Annotated in this window: 26 protein-coding genes; 16 read left to right on the forward strand and 10 right to left on the reverse strand. The window is 68.4% G+C overall.

From position 1 onward, the window contains the following. Nucleotides 1–28: 28 nt before the first annotated feature. Nucleotides 29–1,291, reverse strand: coding sequence for a serine--tRNA ligase (gene serS / locus APZ21_RS02645; protein WP_054811588.1), 1,263 nt, complete (start codon nucleotides 1,289–1,291; stop codon nucleotides 29–31). A 106-nt stretch (nucleotides 1,292–1,397) separates the two neighbouring features. On the opposite strand from serS, the gene APZ21_RS02650 reads away from it, so the two are divergent. From APZ21_RS02650 to APZ21_RS02670, 5 genes are all read left to right on the forward strand, one after another. Beyond that, entirely contained in the window at nucleotides 1,398–2,528 is a 1,131-nt protein-coding gene (locus tag APZ21_RS02650) for a septum formation family protein (protein ID WP_082392773.1), read from the forward strand. A 2-nt stretch (nucleotides 2,529–2,530) separates the two neighbouring features. Further along, entirely contained in the window at nucleotides 2,531–2,881 is a 351-nt protein-coding gene (locus APZ21_RS02655) for a metallopeptidase family protein (RefSeq protein WP_054811589.1), read from the forward strand. Between the two features lie 159 nt (nucleotides 2,882–3,040). Next, a complete protein-coding gene (locus tag APZ21_RS02660; RefSeq protein WP_054811590.1) occupies nucleotides 3,041–3,364 on the forward strand; it encodes a PE family protein in 324 nt (107 codons plus the stop codon). Between the two features lie 47 nt (nucleotides 3,365–3,411). Further along, on the forward strand, nucleotides 3,412–4,590 hold the full coding sequence (locus tag APZ21_RS02665) for a PPE domain-containing protein (protein ID WP_054811591.1): 1,179 nt from the start codon (nucleotides 3,412–3,414) through the stop codon (nucleotides 4,588–4,590). Next, nucleotides 4,591–5,421 carry an ESX secretion-associated protein EspG gene (locus APZ21_RS02670; RefSeq protein WP_054811592.1) on the forward strand — a complete coding sequence of 277 codons (831 nt, stop codon included), beginning with the start codon at nucleotides 4,591–4,593 and terminating at the stop codon, nucleotides 5,419–5,421. It begins immediately after the preceding gene. A 1-nt stretch (nucleotide 5,422) separates the two neighbouring features. Here APZ21_RS02670 and APZ21_RS02675 read toward each other — a convergent pair whose 3' ends face one another. Genes APZ21_RS02675 through APZ21_RS02685 form a run of 3 tightly spaced genes read right to left on the reverse strand, consistent with a single transcriptional unit; the run spans nucleotide 5,423 to nucleotide 7,445 of the window. Next, nucleotides 5,423–6,085 (reverse strand): histidine phosphatase family protein, encoded by a 663-nt coding sequence (locus APZ21_RS02675; RefSeq protein ID WP_054811593.1) that lies wholly within the window; start codon nucleotides 6,083–6,085, stop codon nucleotides 5,423–5,425. Then, complete coding sequence (pheA, locus tag APZ21_RS02680) at nucleotides 6,082–6,996, reverse strand: prephenate dehydratase (RefSeq protein WP_054811594.1); 915 nt, start codon at nucleotides 6,994–6,996, stop codon at nucleotides 6,082–6,084. The genes APZ21_RS02675 and pheA overlap by 4 nt, the downstream gene beginning before the upstream one ends. 47 nt (nucleotides 6,997–7,043) lie before the next feature. Then, nucleotides 7,044–7,445, reverse strand: coding sequence for a hypothetical protein (locus APZ21_RS02685; protein ID WP_239476465.1), 402 nt, complete (start codon nucleotides 7,443–7,445; stop codon nucleotides 7,044–7,046). Between the two features lie 135 nt (nucleotides 7,446–7,580). Here APZ21_RS02685 and APZ21_RS02690 point away from each other — a divergent pair, with 135 nt between their 5' ends. From APZ21_RS02690 to APZ21_RS02710, 6 genes are all read left to right on the forward strand, one after another. Then, nucleotides 7,581–8,342: a DUF2470 domain-containing protein gene (locus APZ21_RS02690; RefSeq protein WP_054811595.1), complete on the forward strand. Its 762-nt coding sequence runs from the start codon at nucleotides 7,581–7,583 to the stop codon at nucleotides 8,340–8,342. A gap of 21 nt (nucleotides 8,343–8,363) precedes the next feature. Next, nucleotides 8,364–8,489, forward strand: a complete 126-nt coding sequence (locus APZ21_RS35950) for a hypothetical protein (RefSeq protein WP_275426174.1) — start codon at nucleotides 8,364–8,366, stop codon at nucleotides 8,487–8,489. 12 nt (nucleotides 8,490–8,501) lie between these two features. Continuing rightward, nucleotides 8,502–8,723: a hypothetical protein gene (locus tag APZ21_RS02695; RefSeq protein WP_054811596.1), complete on the forward strand. Its 222-nt coding sequence runs from the start codon at nucleotides 8,502–8,504 to the stop codon at nucleotides 8,721–8,723. A 27-nt stretch (nucleotides 8,724–8,750) separates the two neighbouring features. After that, nucleotides 8,751–9,551, forward strand: coding sequence for a CPBP family intramembrane glutamic endopeptidase (locus tag APZ21_RS02700; RefSeq protein WP_054811597.1), 801 nt, complete (start codon nucleotides 8,751–8,753; stop codon nucleotides 9,549–9,551). A gap of 99 nt (nucleotides 9,552–9,650) precedes the next feature. Continuing rightward, on the forward strand, nucleotides 9,651–11,063 hold the full coding sequence (locus tag APZ21_RS02705; protein ID WP_082392774.1) for an LCP family protein: 1,413 nt from the start codon (nucleotides 9,651–9,653) through the stop codon (nucleotides 11,061–11,063). A 55-nt stretch (nucleotides 11,064–11,118) separates the two neighbouring features. Beyond that, nucleotides 11,119–11,388 (forward strand): hypothetical protein, encoded by a 270-nt coding sequence (locus APZ21_RS02710; protein WP_169812096.1) that lies wholly within the window; start codon nucleotides 11,119–11,121, stop codon nucleotides 11,386–11,388. Nucleotides 11,389–11,479: 91 nt separating this feature from the next. Here the strand turns inward: APZ21_RS02710 and APZ21_RS02715 are convergent, their stop codons facing one another. The 4 genes from APZ21_RS02715 to APZ21_RS02730 all read right to left on the reverse strand — a co-directional run bounded on the left by APZ21_RS02715 (nucleotide 11,480) and on the right by APZ21_RS02730 (nucleotide 14,719). Continuing rightward, the gene (locus tag APZ21_RS02715; RefSeq protein ID WP_054811600.1) at nucleotides 11,480–12,400 is read right to left on the reverse strand and encodes a DUF5926 family protein; all 921 of its coding nucleotides are present in this window, start codon (nucleotides 12,398–12,400) and stop codon (nucleotides 11,480–11,482) included. Nucleotides 12,401–12,424: 24 nt separating this feature from the next. Further along, on the reverse strand, nucleotides 12,425–13,186 hold the full coding sequence (locus tag APZ21_RS02720) for a glycerophosphodiester phosphodiesterase (protein WP_054811601.1): 762 nt from the start codon (nucleotides 13,184–13,186) through the stop codon (nucleotides 12,425–12,427). Next, nucleotides 13,183–14,295 (reverse strand): DUF4328 domain-containing protein, encoded by a 1,113-nt coding sequence (locus tag APZ21_RS02725; RefSeq protein WP_054811602.1) that lies wholly within the window; start codon nucleotides 14,293–14,295, stop codon nucleotides 13,183–13,185. Before APZ21_RS02725 ends, APZ21_RS02720 begins: the two co-directional genes overlap by 4 nt. A 61-nt stretch (nucleotides 14,296–14,356) precedes the next feature. Beyond that, the gene (locus tag APZ21_RS02730; protein ID WP_082392775.1) at nucleotides 14,357–14,719 is read right to left on the reverse strand and encodes a rhodanese-like domain-containing protein; all 363 of its coding nucleotides are present in this window, start codon (nucleotides 14,717–14,719) and stop codon (nucleotides 14,357–14,359) included. Nucleotides 14,720–15,225: 506 nt separating this feature from the next. Between APZ21_RS02730 and APZ21_RS02735 the strand changes: the two genes are divergently transcribed. The 4 genes from APZ21_RS02735 to APZ21_RS02750 all read left to right on the forward strand — a co-directional run bounded on the left by APZ21_RS02735 (nucleotide 15,226) and on the right by APZ21_RS02750 (nucleotide 18,419). Then, nucleotides 15,226–15,837, forward strand: a complete 612-nt coding sequence (locus tag APZ21_RS02735; protein WP_054811603.1) for a hypothetical protein — start codon at nucleotides 15,226–15,228, stop codon at nucleotides 15,835–15,837. 218 nt (nucleotides 15,838–16,055) lie between these two features. Continuing rightward, nucleotides 16,056–16,679 carry a superoxide dismutase gene (locus APZ21_RS02740; protein ID WP_054811604.1) on the forward strand — a complete coding sequence of 208 codons (624 nt, stop codon included), beginning with the start codon at nucleotides 16,056–16,058 and terminating at the stop codon, nucleotides 16,677–16,679. Between the two features lie 182 nt (nucleotides 16,680–16,861). After that, nucleotides 16,862–17,389, forward strand: a complete 528-nt coding sequence (locus APZ21_RS02745) for a hypothetical protein (RefSeq protein ID WP_054811643.1) — start codon at nucleotides 16,862–16,864, stop codon at nucleotides 17,387–17,389. A gap of 295 nt (nucleotides 17,390–17,684) precedes the next feature. Next, on the forward strand, nucleotides 17,685–18,419 hold the full coding sequence (locus APZ21_RS02750) for a TMEM165/GDT1 family protein (protein ID WP_054811605.1): 735 nt from the start codon (nucleotides 17,685–17,687) through the stop codon (nucleotides 18,417–18,419). A gap of 7 nt (nucleotides 18,420–18,426) precedes the next feature. Here the strand turns inward: APZ21_RS02750 and APZ21_RS02755 are convergent, their stop codons facing one another. After that, nucleotides 18,427–19,086, reverse strand: coding sequence for a TetR/AcrR family transcriptional regulator (locus APZ21_RS02755; RefSeq protein ID WP_054811606.1), 660 nt, complete (start codon nucleotides 19,084–19,086; stop codon nucleotides 18,427–18,429). Between the two features lie 198 nt (nucleotides 19,087–19,284). Here APZ21_RS02755 and APZ21_RS02760 point away from each other — a divergent pair, with 198 nt between their 5' ends. Beyond that, nucleotides 19,285–20,052, forward strand: coding sequence for an SDR family NAD(P)-dependent oxidoreductase (locus APZ21_RS02760; protein ID WP_054811644.1), 768 nt, complete (start codon nucleotides 19,285–19,287; stop codon nucleotides 20,050–20,052). A gap of 71 nt (nucleotides 20,053–20,123) precedes the next feature. On the opposite strand, the gene APZ21_RS02765 is transcribed toward APZ21_RS02760, so the two are convergent. Continuing rightward, nucleotides 20,124–20,942, reverse strand: coding sequence for a class I SAM-dependent methyltransferase (locus APZ21_RS02765; RefSeq protein ID WP_054811607.1), 819 nt, complete (start codon nucleotides 20,940–20,942; stop codon nucleotides 20,124–20,126). Nucleotides 20,943–21,029 lie beyond the last annotated feature (87 nt).

Genomic DNA, 21,029 nt, shown 5'->3' on the forward strand with positions numbered 1-21,029 from the left:
CGGCGAACCGTCAGCTATTATCCGGCGGTCACGCGCGCGGGGTGATCACCTCTGCGCCGACGAAGGGTACCAGCGCTGCGGGCACGCGCACCGAACCATCGGCCCGCTGGTGGTTCTCCAGGATCGCCACGAGCCAGCGCGTGGTCGCCAGCGTGCCGTTCAAAGTGGCTGCGATCTGCGGTTTCCCATTCTCGTCGCGATAGCGCACGGACAGCCTGCGGGCCTGGAAGGTGGTGCAGTTCGAAGTCGAGGTCAGCTCGCGGTAGGTGCGCTGGGTGGGAATCCAGCCCTCGCAGTCGAACTTGCGCGCGGCCGAACTGCCGAGATCGCCTGCCGCGACGTCGATGACCCGGTAAGGGACCTCGACGGCGGCGAGCATGTCGCGTTCCCACGCCAGCAGGCGCCGGTGTTCGGCCTCGGCCTGTTCGGGCGTGGTGTAGACGAACATCTCCACCTTGTCGAACTGGTGCACCCGGATGATGCCCCTGGTGTCCTTGCCGTAGCTGCCCGCCTCTCGGCGAAAACACGACGACCAGCCCGCATACCGCTTCGGCCCGCCTGCGAGATCGAGGATCTCCCCGGAGTGGTAGCCGGCCAGCGGCACCTCCGACGTGCCGACCAGATAGAGATCGTCCTCGGCCAACCGATAGACCTCGGCGGCGTGCTGCCCCAGGAATCCGGTGCCCGCCATGATCTCGGGGCGAACCAGTACCGGCGGGATCATCATGGTGAAACCGTTGGCGACCGCGCGCTGGGCGGCCAACTGCAACAGCCCGAGCTGCAACAGCGCGCCGTAGCCGGTGAGGAAGTAGAAGCGCGCGCCGGAGACCTTCGCGCCGCGTTCGGTGTCGATCACGCCGAGCGATTCGCCGAGCTCGACGTGGTCCTTCGGCTCGAAATCGAATTCCGGCGGCGTCCCGACGGTTTCGAGGACGACGAAATCGTCCTCGCCGCCGGGGGGCACGCCGTCGGCGACCACATTGGAGATCGCGCGATGGGCGGCATCGAGTTCGGCGTCGGCCGCGTGCTGCGCCGCCTCGGCCTTCTTGACCTCGAGAGACATCTCCTGCGCGCGCGCGAGCAGGCCGGAACGTTCCTCCTTGGACGCCTTGCCGACCAGTTTGCCCATGGACTTGTGTTCGGCGCGCAGGGTGTCCGCGGTGGCCACCGCCGCCCGGCGGGCCGCGTCGGCGGCGAGCAGGGCGTCGACGAGGGCCGGGTCTTCGCCGCGGGCACGCTGCGAGGCGCGGACCGCTTCCGGGTCCTCTCGCAGGTGTCGGAGGTCGATCATGAGTGGTCAGCCTAGTCGGCCCGCGCCGGGCCGATTCGGCCGCATGAGCGGCGCGATTCCACCGGGTCGTGGCACCGGGGGTTCGGCACTGCCATGATGGATCGCGATGTCCACCGACGATGTGCCCCAGGATCCGCGGGCGAGCGCGCCTTCCGATGGCGCGCCGCACCCCCAGTCGCTGCCGCAGTCGCTGATCATCGACCGGAAATCGGTCGCGGGCGGCGGCGCGCCCCTGTCCGCGCCGAAGCTGCGCTGGGCGCTGCTCACCGTCGCGGTCGGCGCGGTGATCGCGGCGCTGGTCGGGTTGTTCATCACCGGATTCGACAACGAGAAGGGCTTGGAGGCGCACAATCCCGCCGCGCCCGCCCAGCCCGTGATCGACAAGGAGTTCGGCACCGCGGCCCGCGGCGACTGCCTGAGCTGGACGAAACAGGATCGCTCGGATCTGGTGAAGGTGGCCTGCTCGAACAAGCATCTGTTCGAGGTCGCGGCGGATATCGACATGAGCAAGTACCCGGGCGTCGAATTCGGTCCGGGCTCACGTTTCCCGGACTCGCTGCGGCTCACCGAACTCAAGGAGGAGCACTGCGTCCCCGCGGTGCAGCAGTACCTGGGCGGGCGCTTCGATCCGCGCGGCCGCTACGTGGTCGGCCTGATGTACCCGAGTACGGACGGCTGGAAGCACGGCGACCGGACGCTGCGCTGCGGCGTGCAGTACTCGGGCAGTTCCGGTACGCCGCTGACCTCGACGGGCAGCGTGATCGAGCACGATCAGTCCAAGGTGTTCGAACCCGGCACCTGCCTCGGCATCAACCAGAACCTGCCAACCGATCCGGTGGACTGCGCGCAGCCGCACGCGGTCGAGATCATCTCCACCGTCGACCTGGCCGCCCATTTCCCCGGCGGTCCGCCCTCCAAGGACGAACAGGATCGCTTCGTCGAGGAGGAATGCACCCGCGCCGCAACCGATTACCTCGGTTCGCCGGACGCGGTCCGCAACAAGACGCTGACACTGTTCTTCGACTACCTCGACGCGCGCAGCTGGCTGGCGGGCAGCCGCAAACTCGACTGCATGATCGGCAAGGGCGCCGACCGCGAGGGTTTCGCGCCGATCACCGGTTCGGCCAGGGGTGAGATCCTCATCAACGGCCAGGCCCCGGTGCCGCCGCCGAACAGCGGGCGCTCCACTCCCACACCGCTGCCCGGCGCCGCACCGCTGCCACCGCAGCCCCGCTGACCATGTCGGTGGTCATGTCCGAGGACCGGTTCGAGGAGCTGGTCGGCGACGCCCTCGACCGCATACCGCCCGAATTGACCAGGGCCATAGACAATGTCGTGATCCTGATCGAACCGCGCAACGACGAGGACCCGCACCTGCTCGGGCTCTATCACGGGATCGCGCTGACCGAACGCGACAGCCACTACGGCGGCTCGCTGCCGGACACCGTGACCATCTACCGCGAGGCCATCCTCGACATCTGCGGCGACGAACACGAGGTGGTCGAAGAGGTCGCGATCACCGTGATCCACGAGATCGCACACTATTTCGGCATCGACGAAGACCGCCTGCACGAGCTGGGCTGGGGCTAAGATAACCAGTCGACAACTCTTGCGAGTTCAGTGCGAACTGGGCAAGATCGCACTGAAGCAGGGGATTCGATGGAACCGATCGCGTAGCTGTCGCGTCCTATCACTCGAAGGGGGAATTCTCAGTGGTTCCGCCCCACCGCCACTAGAAGGAGTCGAGTCATGGTTGGTCTGGTCAACATCTCACCCGAGGCCGTGCTTCTCGCGGCATCGGAGTTGGATCTTCTCGCCGAGCGGCTGGGGGTCGCCGCCGCGCTCACCGCACCCGCGACGCACGTTCTTCCCTCCGGCGCCGACGAGGTCTCGCTGCACGCGGCGAACCACCTCAACAAGGCGGCGATGTCACACGATTCGTCCATTGCCAACGCCCAGCTCCAATTGCACCACGCCGCAGCGATTCTGCGTATGCAGTTGGCCACGCACATCGGTGAGGACACGGTCAAGGCCGGCGTCATGCACGGGGTCGCAGGCACCATCGGAGCCTGAACGGCTGCCGCTACGCGCCGATCACAACACAAGGGGAGATAGAGACAATGACCGCAGGAATCACCGGGGTCTTCTGGCTGCCGCGAATGGCGGCGGGTAATTCCATCGCGCTGAACTCCGGCGCGCACGCGATCCCGATCTCGGCCGCGGCCACGGCGTGGGGCGGAATGACGGCCGCGTGGGTGGACGCGACCGCGACGGTCACCCGCGTCGTCGCCGAACTCGGCGTCGGCATGCAGGGTGTCAACGGCGTCGCGGCGCTGTCGCGGCTTGTCGGCTTCACCGGCTGGCTCAACCAGCAGAGCGCCATGGCCACCACGATGGCGTCCAAGGCCGCCGCGAACGCCACCGCCTACACCGTCGCGTCGCTTGCCATGCCGAGTCTGCCGGAGATCGCCGCCACCGAGGGCGCCGTCGTCGCCTCGGCCAATCCGCCCGGTGCGGTGTCGGGTGCGCTCGAGGCCGCCGAAGTCGCCAAGCAGGCCATGGACATTCGCGCCGCGATGGTGATGGAGACCTACGAGGCGGCCACCACCGCGATGGTGGTGACGCCCGGCGAGTTCTACAGCCCGCCGCCGATCGCCAACGGCGCGGGTACCGCCGAAGGCGGCTCGCCGGATGCCTCGCAGTCGCCCGACACCGCCTTCCAGGGCGATCCGGTGCAGGCCGCGGTCGGCGCCGCCATCTCGGCGATCAACAATCCGGCGGTCGCGAGCGCGGCCACCCAGGTCGCCAATGTCGCGGGCACGGTCGCGACCGGCGGCGTCAGCACCGTGGGCAACCTCGGCGCGAATGCCATCGCCGCGGCCACGAGCATGTCGGCCCCCGTCGCCGGAACCGGCGCCGCGCCGATGACGATGATGGGTGTCGGCGCCGTCGGCGCGGGCGCGGCATCGGCCGTCACCCGCTCCGCCTCGACCGGCGGCATGTCGGTGGGCCTCAACGGCGGTTCGCTGAAGCTGCCCGAGGGCTGGGGCGTCGGCGGCTCGATCGGCTCGACGGCCGCGTCCACCCCGGTCGCCGAGAATGTCGCCGCACGTGTGGAGGCCGCGCCGGTCCGTACGTCCTCGCCCACGTCGGGCAGTCCGCTGATGGGCAATGCCCGCGCCGAGGACGAGGACGAGAGCCTGCACAAGGGCGCGGAGTACCTGCGTGCCGACCATTTCAACGACGGTCGCTACGCCGCCGACGGCGTGATCGGCGCCGAGCCGGTCGGAGATCGCTGAGTGACGATCCTGGGTGAGGGCCGCGGCCCGTCGTTGCTCGGGGGCGTCGTCCTGTCGCTCGACGAAATGCAGTTCCTCATGGAGGAATTGGAAACCGACGAGATGCCCGTCGTCCTCCAGGCGATGGGCCGCTACGACAATGTGACCGCCCACGATGCCGCGATGGCCGTGGCCGCCCAATCGCTCACCGAGCGGGAACTGCTGATCGACCGTGCGGTGCACAGGGAGCTCGAAGACAGGCTGCGCACCCTCAATCGCCCGCACTGGCTGCTGGCGATGCGGTGGGTCGTCGAGGGCCGGATAAGCAGGCTGTGTCTCGCGAAGGGCGACGACTTGGTCGTCGTCGCCCTTCGCGGGCCCGAGTCCTATGTCATCGACGAGGTCGAAGAGGATCTGCCCGGTCCGATCATCGCGGCGCTCGGTCCCGCCGAACCACTCGGACTGACCGGGATGAATGCGCAGACCGACGCACTGGCAACGATTTTCGCCGATCTCGGCGATGCCGCGGCCACCGCGAACCGGCTCGCGAAGGCGGGCAATCCCCCGCGCGACGCACAGGCGCTGGCCTCCGCGCTCGTCGATATCCATTCGCACGCACAGATTTCCGGCGTGGTGTACGGCGACGGCACCCGGGAGATCGCCGACAATCACATCGCCATCTTCAATACTCGCGGCGGGCGCTTCATCATCACCGCGAGCGTCGCCGAAGACGGCATCAAATGGTCCTCGATCAGCAGTGGCACCAATGCCCGGCTGCGCCAAGCCCTACTCGATCTCATGAACTCCCTGCCCGAACGGCGGGAGTTCCCGCCGACGGCTCCCCGGGATTGAGCTAACCCATCGGATCGTCGGGGGTCGCCGACACCTCGAAGGTGAAGGGCTGGACGAAGCGTCCCCATCGGACGCATTCCCATCCGCCGTCCACCCGCGGAACGAGTTCGATGGTTTCGGTGTTGTCGAGGTGGTTGTTCGTGGTGAACGGCGGTTCCACCCCCGCGATGGTGCGCGAAACCAGCCGCATGGCGGCGCCATGCGTCACCAGCAGGACATCACCCGCGTCGGGGTCGCTCAGGTAGTCGCCGCGCAGGGTGTGCACCACCGGCAGGAACCGGGCGAGTACCTCGTGCCCGGACTCGCCGCCGGGCGGTCGTCGGTCCAGATCGCCTTCGTGCCAGGCCCGATAGACCCGCTGGAACAGGTCGTGCGAGCGTGGATCGCCGCGGCCCTCCATGTCTCCCACCTGCACCTCGTGCACACCTTCCAGCGACAAAGCGCCCACACCGGTGGCCGCCTCGATATAGCTCGCGGTCTGGCGGGCGCGCAGCGCCGTGGAGGAGAACAGCGCGGTGGGCGGTGTCGACAGACCCGCGCCGAAGGTCTTCGCCTGTGCCACACCGCGTTCGGTCAATGGCAGGCCGGGTACCCGCGTATCGAGAATCTTGGCCACATTGCCTTCGGTCTCCCCGTGCCGGACCAGGATCAATCTGCCGCTCATAGGTCCGCCACCCCCTTTCGTAGTTGGATCAGCCACTCCGCGGCCGCCTCGTCCGAGGGCGGCGCGGCGCCGATGGCCGAGACGGCGGGCCAAGATCCGAGGAAACGGACCCGCGCCGTGCGATGCAGCGCCTTGAGCGCCTCGGCCACCGCGGCGTCATCGATATGTCCGACGCAGTCGAGAAAGAATCGGTATTCGCCCATTCCGGCTCGGGTCGGCCGGGATTCGATCCTGGTCAGGTCTATGCCGCGGGTCGCGAATTCGGCGAAGGCGCGCATGAGCGATCCGGGTTGGTTCGGCAGTTCGAAGACCACCGAGGTCCGGTCGGCGCCGGTCGCGGGCGGTGCGACGCGAGGCTTGGTGACCAGGACGAATCGGGTGATGGCCTGATCGTTATCGGCTACTCCCGATGCCAGCGCGGTGAGTTCGAGTCGTTGCCCGGCCAGCGCGGTCGACACCGCCGCGTCGGCATGTCCGGCCGCGACGTCCTCGGCGGCGGCCGCATTGGATGCCGAGGTATAGATTCGCGCCTGCGGCAATTGCTGGGCAATCCACCCGCGTACCTGCGCGGCGGCGACCGGATAGGCGGCGAGCAGCCGGATATCGGCCAATGCCGTACTCGGCCGGGCCAGGATGGTGAAACTCACCTCGAGTTCGGTTTCGGCGATGATCTGGAGCCTGGGTCCGACGGCGAGCGAATCCATGGTCGCGGAGATCGACCCCTCCACGGAACTCTCGATGGGCACCACCGCTCCCTCGACCTCGCCCGCGCGCACCATGTCGAGCGCGGCGCCCTGACTCGGCGCCGCCACCCGCTCGACGGGCCCGTCGAAGGCGCCGGAGGATTCGAGGTCGGCCAAGGCCATCTCGGTGAATGTTCCTGAAGGTCCGAAATACGCGATTCGCGGCACGCCTACGAGATTACTGGCGTGCGGGGTGGATGCTCCAAGATCGCGGTCTACCCGGCGAGAACGCCGAGCGCGGTCGCGACCGTCTCGGGAGATTCGGTCTCGACGGCAAGCAGCACGTCGCGCAGGGCCGTCACAGCTGGGGGTTCGAGTCCGCGCAGGAAGTCGGCGTCGGGTCGGGTCAGCGCGGCGGCGATGTCCTCTCCGCACAGTGCCGCGGCGGTTGCCGCGATCACCGCCACGGCCCGCTCGCCATCGTCGGTGCGCGCGATGAATCCGGTGTCGGCATGGGCGATGCCCGCCAGGAATTCGGCGACCTCGACATCGGGGCGGTCGGCGTCCAGACGCGGAATCGACGGCGCGGCGCCGGTACCCGAAGGACGCACGAGATCGTCGACGAGGCTGCGCCGCGGGGGCGGCGTCAGCGAGACCATGACCGGATCGTTCACCACAATCCCACGGTATCCGGCGACACCGCGCGGTCCGCGACACGTCCCGGACCGCTTGCGCCGGACGCTTGCGGTTCTACGCCGCGTGACTTAGCTTAGGTTTACCTAATTTTATTGCCTTCACAATCGGAGGTCCGCATGCCGAACTCGACCGCCACACCGACCACCGCCGAGCGAGTGCGCAACGCGTGCGCCCGCGCCGAGCAGGCGGTGCTGGCACTGCCCGGCATCGACCCCACCCAGACCTCGGTCCACCACCTGCGCCAATGCGGTGATGTGGTGATCGCCGTCCCGTCGGATTCGGCGGCCGCGGCGCTCGTCGCCCGCGGCGGACCCGGCGGCGCGGCCGCGGTGCTCGAACTCACCGATCACGCACCGCTGCCGCTGCGCGAACCGGTGCGCGCGCTCGTCTGGCTTCGCGGCGTGGTCCGGGCGGTGCCCGCTCCGGCACAGCGCGCGCTGGCGGCCGAGGTGGCCAAGGATCACCCGCACGCGGCCCTGCTCGACATCGGCCACACCGCGACCCTGCTGCGCCTGGTGCTCGGCTCGGCCGTCATGGCCGACGCGACCGGCGCCGAAGCGGTATGCGTCGACGAACTGCGCCTCGCCCGGCCCGACCCGTTCTGCACGCTGGAGTCGGCATGGCTGCAACACATGGACGCCGACCACGGCGATGTCATCGCCCAACTCGCCCGTCACCTGCCCGCCGCGTTGCGGCGCGGCGCGGTGTATCCGCTGTCCATCGACCGCTTCGGCATCACGCTTCGGGTCGAGACCGCCGATGCCGACCACGATTTCCGCCTACCGTTCAGCGCCCCCGCCGACGATGTCGACGCGCTCGGCCGCGCGGTGCGGACGCTGGCGGGTTGCCCGTTCCTCAACGGGCTCCGGCGGATCTGATCGTCGTCCGAGAACTGAGTCATGTGTCCGTATCTGCCCGCCTTCGAACCGACTCCGGGCAGCGGCCTGCGCAAGCGGATTCGCGACGAGATCAATTACCGCGTCCAGATCGGCTACACGGGATTCTGGCTGCCGCCGGGCACCTAGGCCCGCCACCGAATGCCGCGCCGATTCCCGTGGGTGTTGCATCCGCTACTGCAATTCCCGTTCATCCTGACCGCGGAGACGGCTCGGCGGTTGATCCCGGGCGTGGACGGCGTGGTCGACCGGATACAGCGGCGCCGCCGGGAAGCCTGGTACCGCAACGAGATGGGCGAGGCGGCCGCGGAATTGCGTCCCGTGGAGAATTCGTCGCTGACCTCGCGCCCCGACGCCCGATGACGCGGTAGCGGCAATAGATTCGTGCCCATGTGTGCGGAATCGGGCGACGGCTCGGACAGCGGATGGGACAGCGCCGATTCGGCGCGACAGCGATTCGCGATCAAGGTCGAGATCATGATCGTGTTGACCGTCACCTTCGGATTGAGCGGTGTCGGCGCCGCGCTGACACTGGTGGACAGTGCGCTGTCCCCGGGCGGCGTCGGCGGAAAGACCGTGGCGCTCAACGCCTCACGGTCCACCCAATCGCTGATCGACCTGCTGTACCAGTTGCTCGGGGTGGCGCGCCTCGCGGCCTGGTCGGCGCTGGGCCTGTACCTGCTGTGGCGCAGCGGTATCGGCCCGCGGCTGGTCGGATTGGCCCGCATTCGGTTGCGCTCGGATGTGCCGCCGGGGCTCGCGCTCGCGGCGGTCATCGGCCTGCCCGGACTCGGCCTGTACCTGGTGGCGCACGCGCTCGGATTCAGTGTGACCATCGTGCCGAGTTCATTGGGCGAGCACTGGTGGCGTCTGCCCGCGCTGGTCATGTCGGCCTGCGCGAACGCCTTCGCCGAAGAGGTGATCGTGGTCGCGTACCTGCTGACCCGGCTGCGCGCACTCGGCTGGTCGCGCGATTCGGCCCTACTGGCCTCGGCCCTGCTGCGCGGCAGCTACCACCTCTACCAGGGGCTCGGCGGCGGGCTGGGAAATCTGGTGATGGGCTTGATCTTCGGCCGATACTGGCAGCGGACCACGCGCCTATGGCCGCTGGTGCTCGCGCATGCGACCATCGATGCGGTCGCCTACATCGGCTATACGTTGCTACGAGGTCACGTTTCCTGGTTGCCGTAACGGCAGTCGGCGCGAGGGTGATCTACGGAGGGAGCGCGGGTACGCAACCCCGCGCGACGCGACCATCCGCAGCAACCAACGATCAGTAGAGTCGGAACGATGAACGGCGACGACCCCCAGTTCAACGCCCCAAGGCGCCGGGTGCCGCCGCCACCCCCGGGACAGCACGGCGATCCGCGCCGCCCGCCGCCGCGCCCACACAGCGAGCAGCGCCCGCCGCGGGAGCAGCGGCAGCATCCCGACCCGCGGCAGCGTCCCGACGCGCATCGCCCGCCGCCCGATCGCGGTCAGGCGCCACGGCAGGTTGAGCCGACCAAGGTCATGCGACGTGACGAGGAGCACGCTCCGCCACTTGCCTATTCCCAGCGCCCGCCCGAGCCGGGTGTGCGTCACGCCCCGCCGCCGCGCGCCCAGCAGCGGACTCACACACCCGAACGTCGCGATGATCGGCACGCCGCGGGTCGGCACGCGCCGACCCAGCTCCCGCAGCCGTATCGCGAGGACCCGCCGCCTGCGGGCCCGCCCGGCGGGCGGCGCGGCGCCCGCGCCCCCGAGCCGCCGCGCCGGCGCCGCAAACGCCATCCGTTCCGCTGGTTCCTGATCATTCTGTTGGTTCTGATCCTCGCGGTGGTCGGCGCCGTTTTCCATCTGGACGGCAAACTGACCCGCATCGACGCGCTGACGAGCTACGCGAATCGGGTCGGCGACACCCCGGGCACCAACTGGCTGCTGGTCGGCTCGGACGGCCGCGGCGGATTGTCCGAGGAGCAGGAACGTGAACTCGCGACCGGCGGCGAGGTAGGCCCAGAGCGCACCGACACCATCATGCTGGTGCACATTCCGAAATCGGGGAAGACGACTCTGGTCAGCCTGCCGCGCGATTCCTATGTGTCCATCCCGGGCAATGGCAAGGACAAATTGAACGCGGCCTTCGCCATCGGCGGCCCGCAATTGCTGGTGCAGACCGTGGAGATCGCGACCGGTCTGCACATCGATCACTACGCGCAGGTCGGCTTCGCCGGATTCGCAGGCATCGTCGACGCGCTCGGCGGTATCGATGTCTGCGTCCCCAAGGCGATCGATGATCCGCTCGCGGGCATCAATATCCCGGAGGGTTGTCAGAAGATGGACGGCCCGACCGCCCTGGGATTCGTGCGCAGCCGCGCCACCGCACTGGCCGATATCGACCGCATGAACAATCAGCGCCTCTTCATGTCGGCGCTGTTGCGGAAAGCCACCAGCGGCGCGACCCTCGCCAATCCGCTGCGGTTGTGGCCGCTGGCCTCCGATACGGTCGGCTCGCTGAAGGTCGACGAGGGTGATCACCTGTGGGACCTGGGCCGACTCGGCTGGTCACTGCGCGGCGAGAGCGTCACCACGACCGTGCCCATCGGGGGATTCGACGACACCGACAGCGGCAACGTCCTGCTGTGGGACAAGGCCAAGGCGGGCCGGTTCTTCGAGGCGCTTGCCTCGGATCAGCAGATTCCCGAGGATCTGCTCACGCGGTGAGCGCGCGAGAATTGTTTCTCGCGGGCAGGCCGGTGAAAGAAAAGGCAATTACGCCGTGATCGTGCGGTATTTATTCGATCGAGATATGGGCGTCGAAGCATCCGGCGAAGGCCCAGCCCGTCGCGACGGGCTGGGCCTTTCACTGGTCTCAGTGGTGGTCGCAGTGTGCGCTAACGACCACGGGATCGAATTGCGTAAGGCCGGTTCCTACGAGGCACTCAGCGAGCTGAGCAGCGACGTGAGCAGCGCGACAAGCAGTTCCATGGTGTCCTACTTTCCTCATCTGATCGGTGTGGTCTCCCGCACCGTCACCATCTTTCGGTGATGGGGAGAACCTAACCGAGCAAAGTTTAGAAAGGAGCGTTTTTCACAAAATTACTGCCCGGGAATTCAGCGCGCCCGGTCAGGACCCGGATTCAGCGCAGAGTGACCTGGCGGGAACGCAGACCGTCGCGCGAACGACGCTCCTCCGAGGTCAGCGGCGCGTCCACGGCCACCGCGGCAGCCAGCCGGGCGCCGAATTCCTTCGCCGCGTCCACCCACTCGTCAGCGTGCCGCTCGGGATCGAGATCGAAGACCGGAACCAGCAGCCCGTGCGTGCGGAACGAGCCCGCGAACCGCGAACCCTCCCCCAGATGCAGACCGCCAGACGCGTGCAACCGCGCCAGGGCCAACATCAGATCGTCCTCGTTCTCCGGCCGCACCCAGCGGATATGCGCCTTCTCGCCTGCACCGACCCACCAGGCCGCACCGATCGCGTCCGGCCCGAGATCCAACCGCGCCGAAGGCATGATCGCCTGCTTGGCCTGCTCGATGGTCAACGCGACCTGCGGATCGGGCTGCACGCCCTCGGGCACCCACCAGTCGAAATCCTGATGCACGGTGAGTTCCAGATCAGCGCCGGGATCGATGACATCGGCAAGCCCGGGACCGCCCTCGACGGTGGATACCTCGCTCAGCGAGTCACCGGGTTCGGCCGACTGCGTCCACAGGATCGCCGCGGCGATATCGGCCGACGGATCCGCGCTCTGCGCCTGCACCTGCACACCGACGAATCCGGTCGGCTGATCGCCCGCGCGCACCAGTGCCGCCACCGCACCCGGCAGTACCGTGGCGAGCACCACCGAACGCTCGGCGGCCACATCCGGCGACAGTTTCAGCGTCGCCGTCGCCGACGGCACGAATTCACGAAGGGCGACCAGATCGCACTCGGCCGCCAGACCTTCGAACGGACGTGTGACCGTCTGCGCCGCCTGCTCTTGCGCGGCCTTGCGCTCGGCCAGCCGCTGCGCCCGGTTCCCTCCGGGCTTCGGAGTGTTGCGCTTGCTCTTTCCCACGGATGGTCAAACTACTACCCCGCACTAGCCGAGCAGCGCTTTGGTGCGTCCGGGGTGATTGGTGGCGACCCAACTGACCCCGAGATCGGCGCACAACCGCACGTCGCCGGGATCGTCGACGGTCCAGCAGTAGGTGGCACGGCCCGCCGCGGCGGCCTTGTCGACCAGATCGGGATGATCGCGCAAGGTCGTCACCGAGGGGCCGACGGCCGTCGCGCCCACCGTGGTCGCCGCGCTACCGCCCAGGTAACGCGAGGACTCGCCGAGCAGGACGGTCGGGAGCAGGGGCGCGGCGCGGCGGATGCGCCAGACCGCGGTGGCGGCGAAGGACATCACGACCGCGCGCGAGTGGTCGGCCGAAGCCGGGGCCGCGATGCCGAACCGCTGGAGTTCGGCCAGCAGTTTGTTCTCCACCAGCGCGCCGTAGCGCACCGGATGTTTGGTCTCGATGAACAGTTTGGTCGGTCTGCTGCGCCAGTCCAGCACCAGGCCGATCAATTCGCTCAGCGTCAGCACCGAGGCCGGCTCACCGTCGCCACCGAAGTCGAGTTCGCGAAGCTCGTCGAGGGTCATCTCGCTGACCAGGCCGGAACCGGAGGAGGTGCGGTCGACCGTGCGGTCGTGTACGCAGACCAGATGTCCGTCCCGGGTGAGCCGTACATCGCATTCCACACCGTCGGCGCCCTCCTCGAGCGCCAGTTCGTACGCGGCGAGCGTGTGCTCGGGGCGCGCCGCCGAGGCTCCCCGGTGCGCGACCACGAACGGCGCGCGACTGCCCTGGCTCACTTGGCCATAACCTCCTCGTGCTTACGATCCACGGCGTTGCCGGTATCCCGATCTTCGGCGATGTCCTCGGTCGCCGCATTTCGGGCCGCCGCAGTCCGGGCCGCCGCAGTCCGGGCCGTCGACTCTTCCTCCCCCGCGGCGGCTTCGTCCGCCACGTGACCGGGATGGACCGGTTCGATGACCGGCGCCACCGGTTCGGCGGCGACCACCCACCGGCGCTCGGTCCGCGTGCCGCCGAGCAGATTCCGGCCATCGAGGTAGCGCAGCACCCACAAGGTCAGCACGGCCAGCGTCGCGGCCCAGATATCGGTGAACGCAGTGAACAGGACGCCGTCGGCCTTGGCCTGCAAGGAATCCGCGGTCCGCCACAGCAGCGCCGCCGCGACCAGCGCCCCGCCCGCCAGCCAGGCGCACCACCAGATCCGCACCGCGCGCAGGGCGCGCGGATCGGCGGCGGTGCGCGCCAGCTCGGTGAGGAACACGCCGGGCCAGAGCAAGTTGATTACCGGAATCAGACTGCCGAGCGCGAGGGTGCGCGGCGCGCGCGGATCACGGTGCCCCGCCCGCGCGTAGGCGGCGGCGCGGGTGTCGATCAGCCACACCACCGCTGCGATGGCGGCGGCGAAGCCCGCGGCCATCGCCAAGGTGCTCGAGGCGGTGACGAGGGCGTCGGACAGTCGCAACAGCCACGGGTCGATCAGGCGGGTGCGGTTGCGCAGCAGGATTCCGTAGCGCAGCAGTTCACTGAGTCCGGCGAGCCCGAACATCGTCGCGGTGAGGATCAGCAGGGTGTGCACACGCGCGCCGAAGCCCGCGAAACGGCGCGGGCGCGGCGCCGCCGGGGCGGGGGGGCGATCGGCCAGACCCCAGGTCGGCATGTGGTCGTAGGCGGGGGTCCGGGTAGGAGACGCGACCGAGGCGCTGTGCGCGGGGCGGTTGCGGTGATCGGGTCGCCGCGCCACCCACCGGTAGTTGCGGCGCTCGGGCGGGCCGTCGATCGGTCCGGGCGAGAGCAGGACGCCGCGGCAGCGCGGGCACCAGTGCATCGGGGCGCCCTGCACCCCCCAGCGCGCGCCGCAGCGCGCACACGGCTGCACGACCGTACTCATGGCTGCCTCCTCAGCGACGGCGACCGGTGTGCGTCGATTCGATCGGCGCACCTCGTCCTCGTCAGTAGATCTTCGCCTGCCTGCCGCCGTCGGCGATCAGCGGCCGTCCGGCCCGCTGCCAGGCCACCATCCCGTCGCTCACGTTGATCGGCTCGAATCCGACATGTGCCAGATATCTGACCACTTCGACGGACCGGCCGCCCTGTCGGCAGACGACATACAGGTCGATGTCGTAGTCGAGTTCGTCGATCCGCGCGGGCACGTCGACCATCGGGATGTGGATCGCGCCCGGTGCGTGTCCGAGCTCCCATTCGTCGTCCTCGCGGACGTCGAGCAGGATCGCCCGCACACCCGCGGGGCCGGTCCGGTCGAATTCGCCGGGCACGTCCCTGGCCGGAATCGACGCGATCTCGGAGCTTGTCACGATTCGATCCTGCCACGACCGCCGCGATACGGGGGAGTACCGGTCCGGCGCGGACCCTGTCGGGACATCGGGGGAATTTCAAACTTAGAGTTTGTTATTTGCGGCATTTCCCGCTCGATACCCCGTTGTCGATGCGAGTTATCCACATAATCCACAAACTGATCCACAGCTTGTGGTCCTTCCCGGGACAAAGCCGCGTGGCTCGACGGTCGAGCAGAACGATCGACAACGACCCGACAACGACCCGACAACACTGGCGAACACCGGCGAACACCACGCCCCAGCCCGTCCCGCCGCGAACGCGAAGCGTTGCGAACGACCGTTCCGGAACTCCCCTCCTGACATCCCGGAGCGGTCATTCGCCGCCACGGCGGAACCGGTGCCCGATTTGGTTCCGACAACAACTTGGACGCCGCTCGCACCGATTCGGTTCCATCGAAATTCGGCGAACACCACCGAAAAGTGAAATACGCGGTTCCCGCGTGGGGGGTCGGTAGCCTGGTCGCATGAACGCGAGCAGGGGGCTTGTCGACGGATTGGACACAACCGGACTCGATACCGCGCTGGCGGAGGCGAAATGCCTCGGCGTCCAAGTCGACGCCGCGGCCCGCACACTGCGACTCGACCTCGAGGTGCTGACATTGACCGCCGACGGGCGGACGATCAACGATCACCGGGTCGGATTGACCTTCACCGGAGTCGGACGCGTCGCCGCATCCCTGCGCGAACAGCGCTGGGACGATACCGAACCCCGGGTGCTGCCACTGCAACTCGATGGACTCGCCGAGGCCATCCGCAGTTTCGGCGGCGGCAGGCTGCACGGCTGGGAGTTCGTCGACCTCGACGACAGCGGCTGGACGCTGTGGAGCGAATTGCTCAGCTTCGACACCGCCATCGACAACCACATCTGCCCGCACGTCATCGAGTTCTCCCAAGAAGAGGGCATCGACCCGCGCGAGCTCGACGTGCGTGTGTGGTTCGACGGCATGAGCATCCACGACGCCGACGGTCGCGAAGTCCCGATCGCCGAGTTCATCGCGGGCGGGGCGCGGTGGTGGGCGGCGCACGCCGCGGCCGATCCGCGAACCATCCGCCCCGGCATCGTGCCGCCGCTCTGAAGTCCGTCCGCCCACTGGCTCGCGGCGGTGGGACATGGTTCGATCGAATGCGCGCGGGTACGACGAGAGACGAAGTTCGCCATCAGACGGGTCGGCCCGCGGGGGCAGCCGGAATAGCGGGGGCTTCGGACCGGGTTGGACCCTGCGGGTGTACGAATGATGGCTGGGGTGCGCGCGAGAGTCCGGGCGCATCCGGCCCGACATTAGGAAGGGACATCGTGGCTGAGTACACGCTGCCAGATCTGGATTACGACTACAGCGCCCTGGAGCCCCATATCTCCGGGCAGATCAACGAGATTCATCATTCCAAGCACCATGCCGCCTATGTCGCGGGCGTGAACACCGCCCTCGAGAAGCTGGAAGCGGCTCGCGAGGCAGGCGATCACGGCGCCATCTTCCTGTTCGAGAAGAATCTCGCCTTCCACCTCGGCGGTCACGTCAACCACTCGATCTGGTGGAAGAACCTGTCCCCCAACGGCGGTGACAAGCCGGTCGGCGAGCTCGCCGCCGCCATAGACGACCAGTTCGGTTCGTTCGACAAGTTCCGCGCGCAGTTCACCGCGGCCGCCAACGGCCTGCAGGGTTCGGGCTGGGCCGTTCTCGGCTACGACACCCTCGGCCAGAAGTTGCTGACCTTCCAGCTCTACGATCAGCAGGCCAACGTGCCGCTCGGCATCATCCCGCTGCTCCAGGTCGACATGTGGGAGCACGCGTTCTACCTCCAGTACAAGAACGTCAAGGCCGACTATGTGACAGCGTTCTGGAACGTCGTCAACTGGGAGGACGTGCAGGAGCGTTTCGCCCGCGCTGTCAGCCAGGGCAAGGGCCTCATCTTCGGCTGATCCCGCCCCATTCGCACCCGGACCCCCGCCGCGCACACCGTGCGGCGGGGGTCCCGCGTATCGGGCCACCGACATGGCCGGCACTCTCTGGTACTTGTGTGCCAGGTGACACCTGGGTCATTGTCGGATTCCACAGTTCGAGGACGGGCAAAGCCGCCCCCGGTTCCATGACGGGAGGCATCATGCGTGCAAACGAACCCATCGGCATCACGCCGTTCCACGCGAGCGGGTCACTGAGAGGCTTCGTCATCTCCGGCCGCTGGCCGGACACCACCAAGGAATGGGCGCAGGTTCTGGTGCTCGCGGTACGGGTGGCGACGCTGCCCGGTCTGCTGACCACCTCGACCGTTTTCGGCGTCCGCGAGGAGCTGCCCGACGAACCCATGCCCGGCACCGTCGGCATGGTCATGGCCGAGGGCACGGTACTCGGCGAGCAGGCGCTGAGCCCGGGTCGGTTCGCCGATCACGTGCCGCCCGCTCTGCTGATGCTGCATCCGCCGTCGCAGACGCGACCGTCGCTGCCCGAATGCGCGGGGGCGGCATCGGGCTGCGTGCTGCTGCCCGGCGTGCCGCATCTGGGTCTGGAACACCGCGCGGCGTGGGCCGAAGCGGAATCCGACGGTACGGTGACCTCGCTGGTCAGCCGGGTCGGACTCGATCCGATCAGTGATCCCGACACCGCGGTTCTGGCTATGCTGCTGGCCGCGTAAGGGTACCCGAAGTTCTGCGATTGGATCTCCAAACTTATTGTGCGCGCGGCGATTTGGATTGCACCCGGTTGTCAGGACCACCTCGCCGCGGGTACAGTCGGTAGCAGCGAAGGGGAGTAGCCCCCAATCACACAATCGACATACTGATCCGCGCACCCCGTCGGGGTCGCGGGTCCGGTTGTGTGAACCGGACTCGATTCGGTGGGCGAGACCTTCGGCCTGACAAGTTCGCGTTGTCGGCCGGAGGCGTGCTCGTATTCCGGCAGGCAGGCCGAGGATCCGGGGAGCCGCACACATGGTCGCCACGATATTGCTCAGCGTCGGCATCGTCTTTCTCGCCGAACTGGGCGACAAGTCCCAGCTGATGGCACTGACGTTCGCGCTGCGCTACCGCTGGTGGGTTGTGCTCGGGGCTATCGCCACCGCTACCGCCGCCGTCCACGTCATCTCCGTCGGCGTCGGATACTTCCTCGGCGCGGCGTTGCCCGCGCGCGCCATCGCACTGGTCGCCGCGCTGACCTTCCTCGCCGTCGGCCTCTGGAGCCTGCGCGAACACTTCGGTCCGGCGGAATCCAAGGCCCGACCTCCCGCCCCGCGCTCGGGACGCGCGCCCTACTTCGTGGTCCTCTCCGCCTTCCTGCTGGCCGAACTCGGCGACCGCACCATGTTCGCGACCGCGGCGCTGGCCACCGACAACAGCTGGTTCGGCGTGTGGATCGGCTCGACCATCGGCATGGTCGCCGCGGACGCGCTGGCCATCGGCGCGGGCATCCTGGTCGGCAAGCATCTGCCCGAACGCGTGATCGGCGTCTGCGCGGGTCTGCTGTTCCTCTACTTCGGCGCGACCACCCTGCTCACGGCGGCGCTGCCCGATGTTGGCGCGGTGGCATGCGCGGGTATCGCGGTGATCGTCCCGGCGGTGGCGGCGGGACTGCTGCTCGCGCGGCGGCGGGCACTCGCGGCGGCGGCCGCCGAATCGGCCGAGCCGTCCGACCGCATCCGGCACGAGGCAGGCGGGCCACGGGCCTGAATCAGAATCAGGGCGTGCGCATGGCCTCGCCGTATAGATCGCCCGAGCGCAGAACCAGTTGCAGCAGCGGCGCCCTCAGTTCGCGCAGCCCGTCCATGTCGTCGGCGGCGATCTTCGCGGTGACCAGGGCGCTCACCCCGGCCGCCAGCGCCTGACAGGCGAAGCGCTGTGCCTCGGTGCGGGCGTCGAGCACCTCGGCGATCATGCTCACGAAGGATTCCTGCAACGCAGCGCGCTTGGCCACGGCCTTGGCGCCCGCGGCGTACACCTCGACCAGGAACAGCCGCGCGTAGGCCGGTTCGGCGGCCAGCGCCTCGAGGTAGGCGTGCAGGACGCGGTCCATGCGGTCGGAGTCGGCGGGCGAACCCGGCCGCGGCGCGTCCATGTCCGATGCGTCCGCGAGCCGGTCGATCACGCCCGCCACGGCGCGTTCGAAGGCGGCCTCGAAACAGTCCTCCTTGGAACGGAACTGTTCGTAGAAGGTCTCCCGGGACACTCCCGCCCGTTTGAGTACCGCCGCGACCGAGGTGCCGACATAACCCTTCTCCGCCATGGCGTCGGCCATCGCCCGCAGAATGCGTTCCCGCTGCGAGGCGATCACCTGCTCCCGGGGCAGGCCGTGACGCCCGCGCGGCAGTTGGCGGGTGACGCCTGCAAGTTCGGTCATTCGATGGCTCCGGGTCGTCTGGCCGTTCGGTGGTCAAGAATGCCACCGCACCGCGGACGATTCCAGGGCCGGATACCCGCGCACGTCTCCGCCGCCGCGGCCCGAAGTGTGAGCCAACCGTACTCGTTCTCGCCCGGCCTACCCATTAGGGTGCAATTGACGATAGGCCAACTGGCTGTCACGAACGAGAGGACCATCGTGGAGATTTCGGGTACCGCCGCCATTGTCACCGGAGGCGCGTCCGGCCTCGGCGCCGCCACCGCCAAGCGATTCGCCGAACTCGGCGCCACCGTCTTCGGCCTGGACGTACCGCAATCCATCGAGCGTGCGGGCGACAATGTGCCCGCGGGTGTCACGCTGATCCCCGCCGATGTCACCAGCAACGACGAGGTGTCGGCTGCCGTGGCGAAGGTCGTCGAATCCGGCGCGCCGCTGCGCATCGTCGTCAACTGCGCGGGCGTCGGCTGGGCCGGACGCATCCTGTCCAAGAACGGCCCGCACGACCTCGAACTGTTCCGCACCGTCATCACGGTCAACCTGCTCGGCACCTTCAACGTCATGCGCCTGGCCGCCGACGCCATCTCCAAGACCGAGGCGGTCGACGAGTACGGTCAGCGCGGTGTGATCATCAACACGGCCTCGGTCGCCGCGTTCGAGGGTCAGATCGGCCAGATCGCCTACTCCGCCTCCAAGGGCGGCGTACACGGCATGACCGTGCCCGCGGCGCGTGACCTGGCGCAGTTCGGCATCCGCGTCAATACGATCGCCCCCGGCATCATCGACACCCCGATGCTGGCCGGTGTCACCGAGGAGTACCGCAAGGGCCTCGAGGCGGGCGTGCCCTTCCCGTCGCGTCTCGGCCGCCCCGACGAGTACGCGCAGCTTTCGCAGTACATCGTCGAACACGACTACCTCAACGGTGAGACCATCCGCATGGACGGCGCGCTGCGCATGGCGCCGCGGTAGTCTCCGCGTCATGGGAAGCTCCCCGCCCGATTCGGGCCGGGGAGCTTCCTCGTTTCCGCATCGGTTCGGGGTTATCGCACCGGCTTGTGACCGATACCGAACAGCGCGGTGGTCGACAGCGCGATGCCGGGGCGGTAGTGCGATTCCAGATAGGCCCGCACGGCCGCGGCGCGCTCGGCCCACCTCCGCTCGCCGTCGTTGCGTCGCAGCCACCGCATCGAGGCGCTGCCGAGCACCATCGCCTCCCACATTTCCTCGGCGCTGTCGAAGGCGATCGACGCGCTGTGGCGCTGAATGGTGACCCCCGCGAATCCCGCCGCGCGCATCTCACTCGCGAAGACCTCGGGATTCTCCAGACCGAGGAAGTCCGGCCGCGGTTCCCGCATATGGGGATCGGCCGCGGCATTGGCCGCGAACATGGTCATCATCAGCGGCGATTCCAGTATCGGCGCCCAACTCGACACCACCGCCAGGCCGCCGGGCCGCAGTACCCGAAACAGTTCGGCGAAGCCGGCGTTGCGATCGCGGAAGAACATCAGGCCGAACATGGAGAAACCCACGTCGAACCGATCGGACCGATACGGAAGCGCCTGTCCGTCACCGCATTCGGTCACGATATTGCCGATATCCGCGCTCGCCGCGGCCGAGCGCAGCCGCGTCAGCATGCGCTCGGAGATATCGATGGCGTGCACCGAGGCGACCTGAGGGGCCGCCAGCAGGCTCAGCACGCCGCTGCCCGCCGCCACGTCGACGATATGCGCGTCCGATCCCGGTCCGGCCACCTCTAGCGCGTGCGAGGAGAACGGCCGCATGATCGCGGACGCGAATTCGGCGTAGCCGTCGGCGACCAGATCCCATGGTTCGGGCGCCGCGAAGGGATGAGCGGACATTCGGTGAACGATCCTTTCGACCGGATCAGGCTACTCGCGCGACCAGGTCGCGAATCAGCGAGTCGGGCGAAAAGCGCTGGGCCCGAA

The organism is Nocardia arizonensis (assembly GCF_001310275.1).
Lineage (GTDB): Bacteria > Actinomycetota > Actinomycetes > Mycobacteriales > Mycobacteriaceae > Nocardia > Nocardia arizonensis.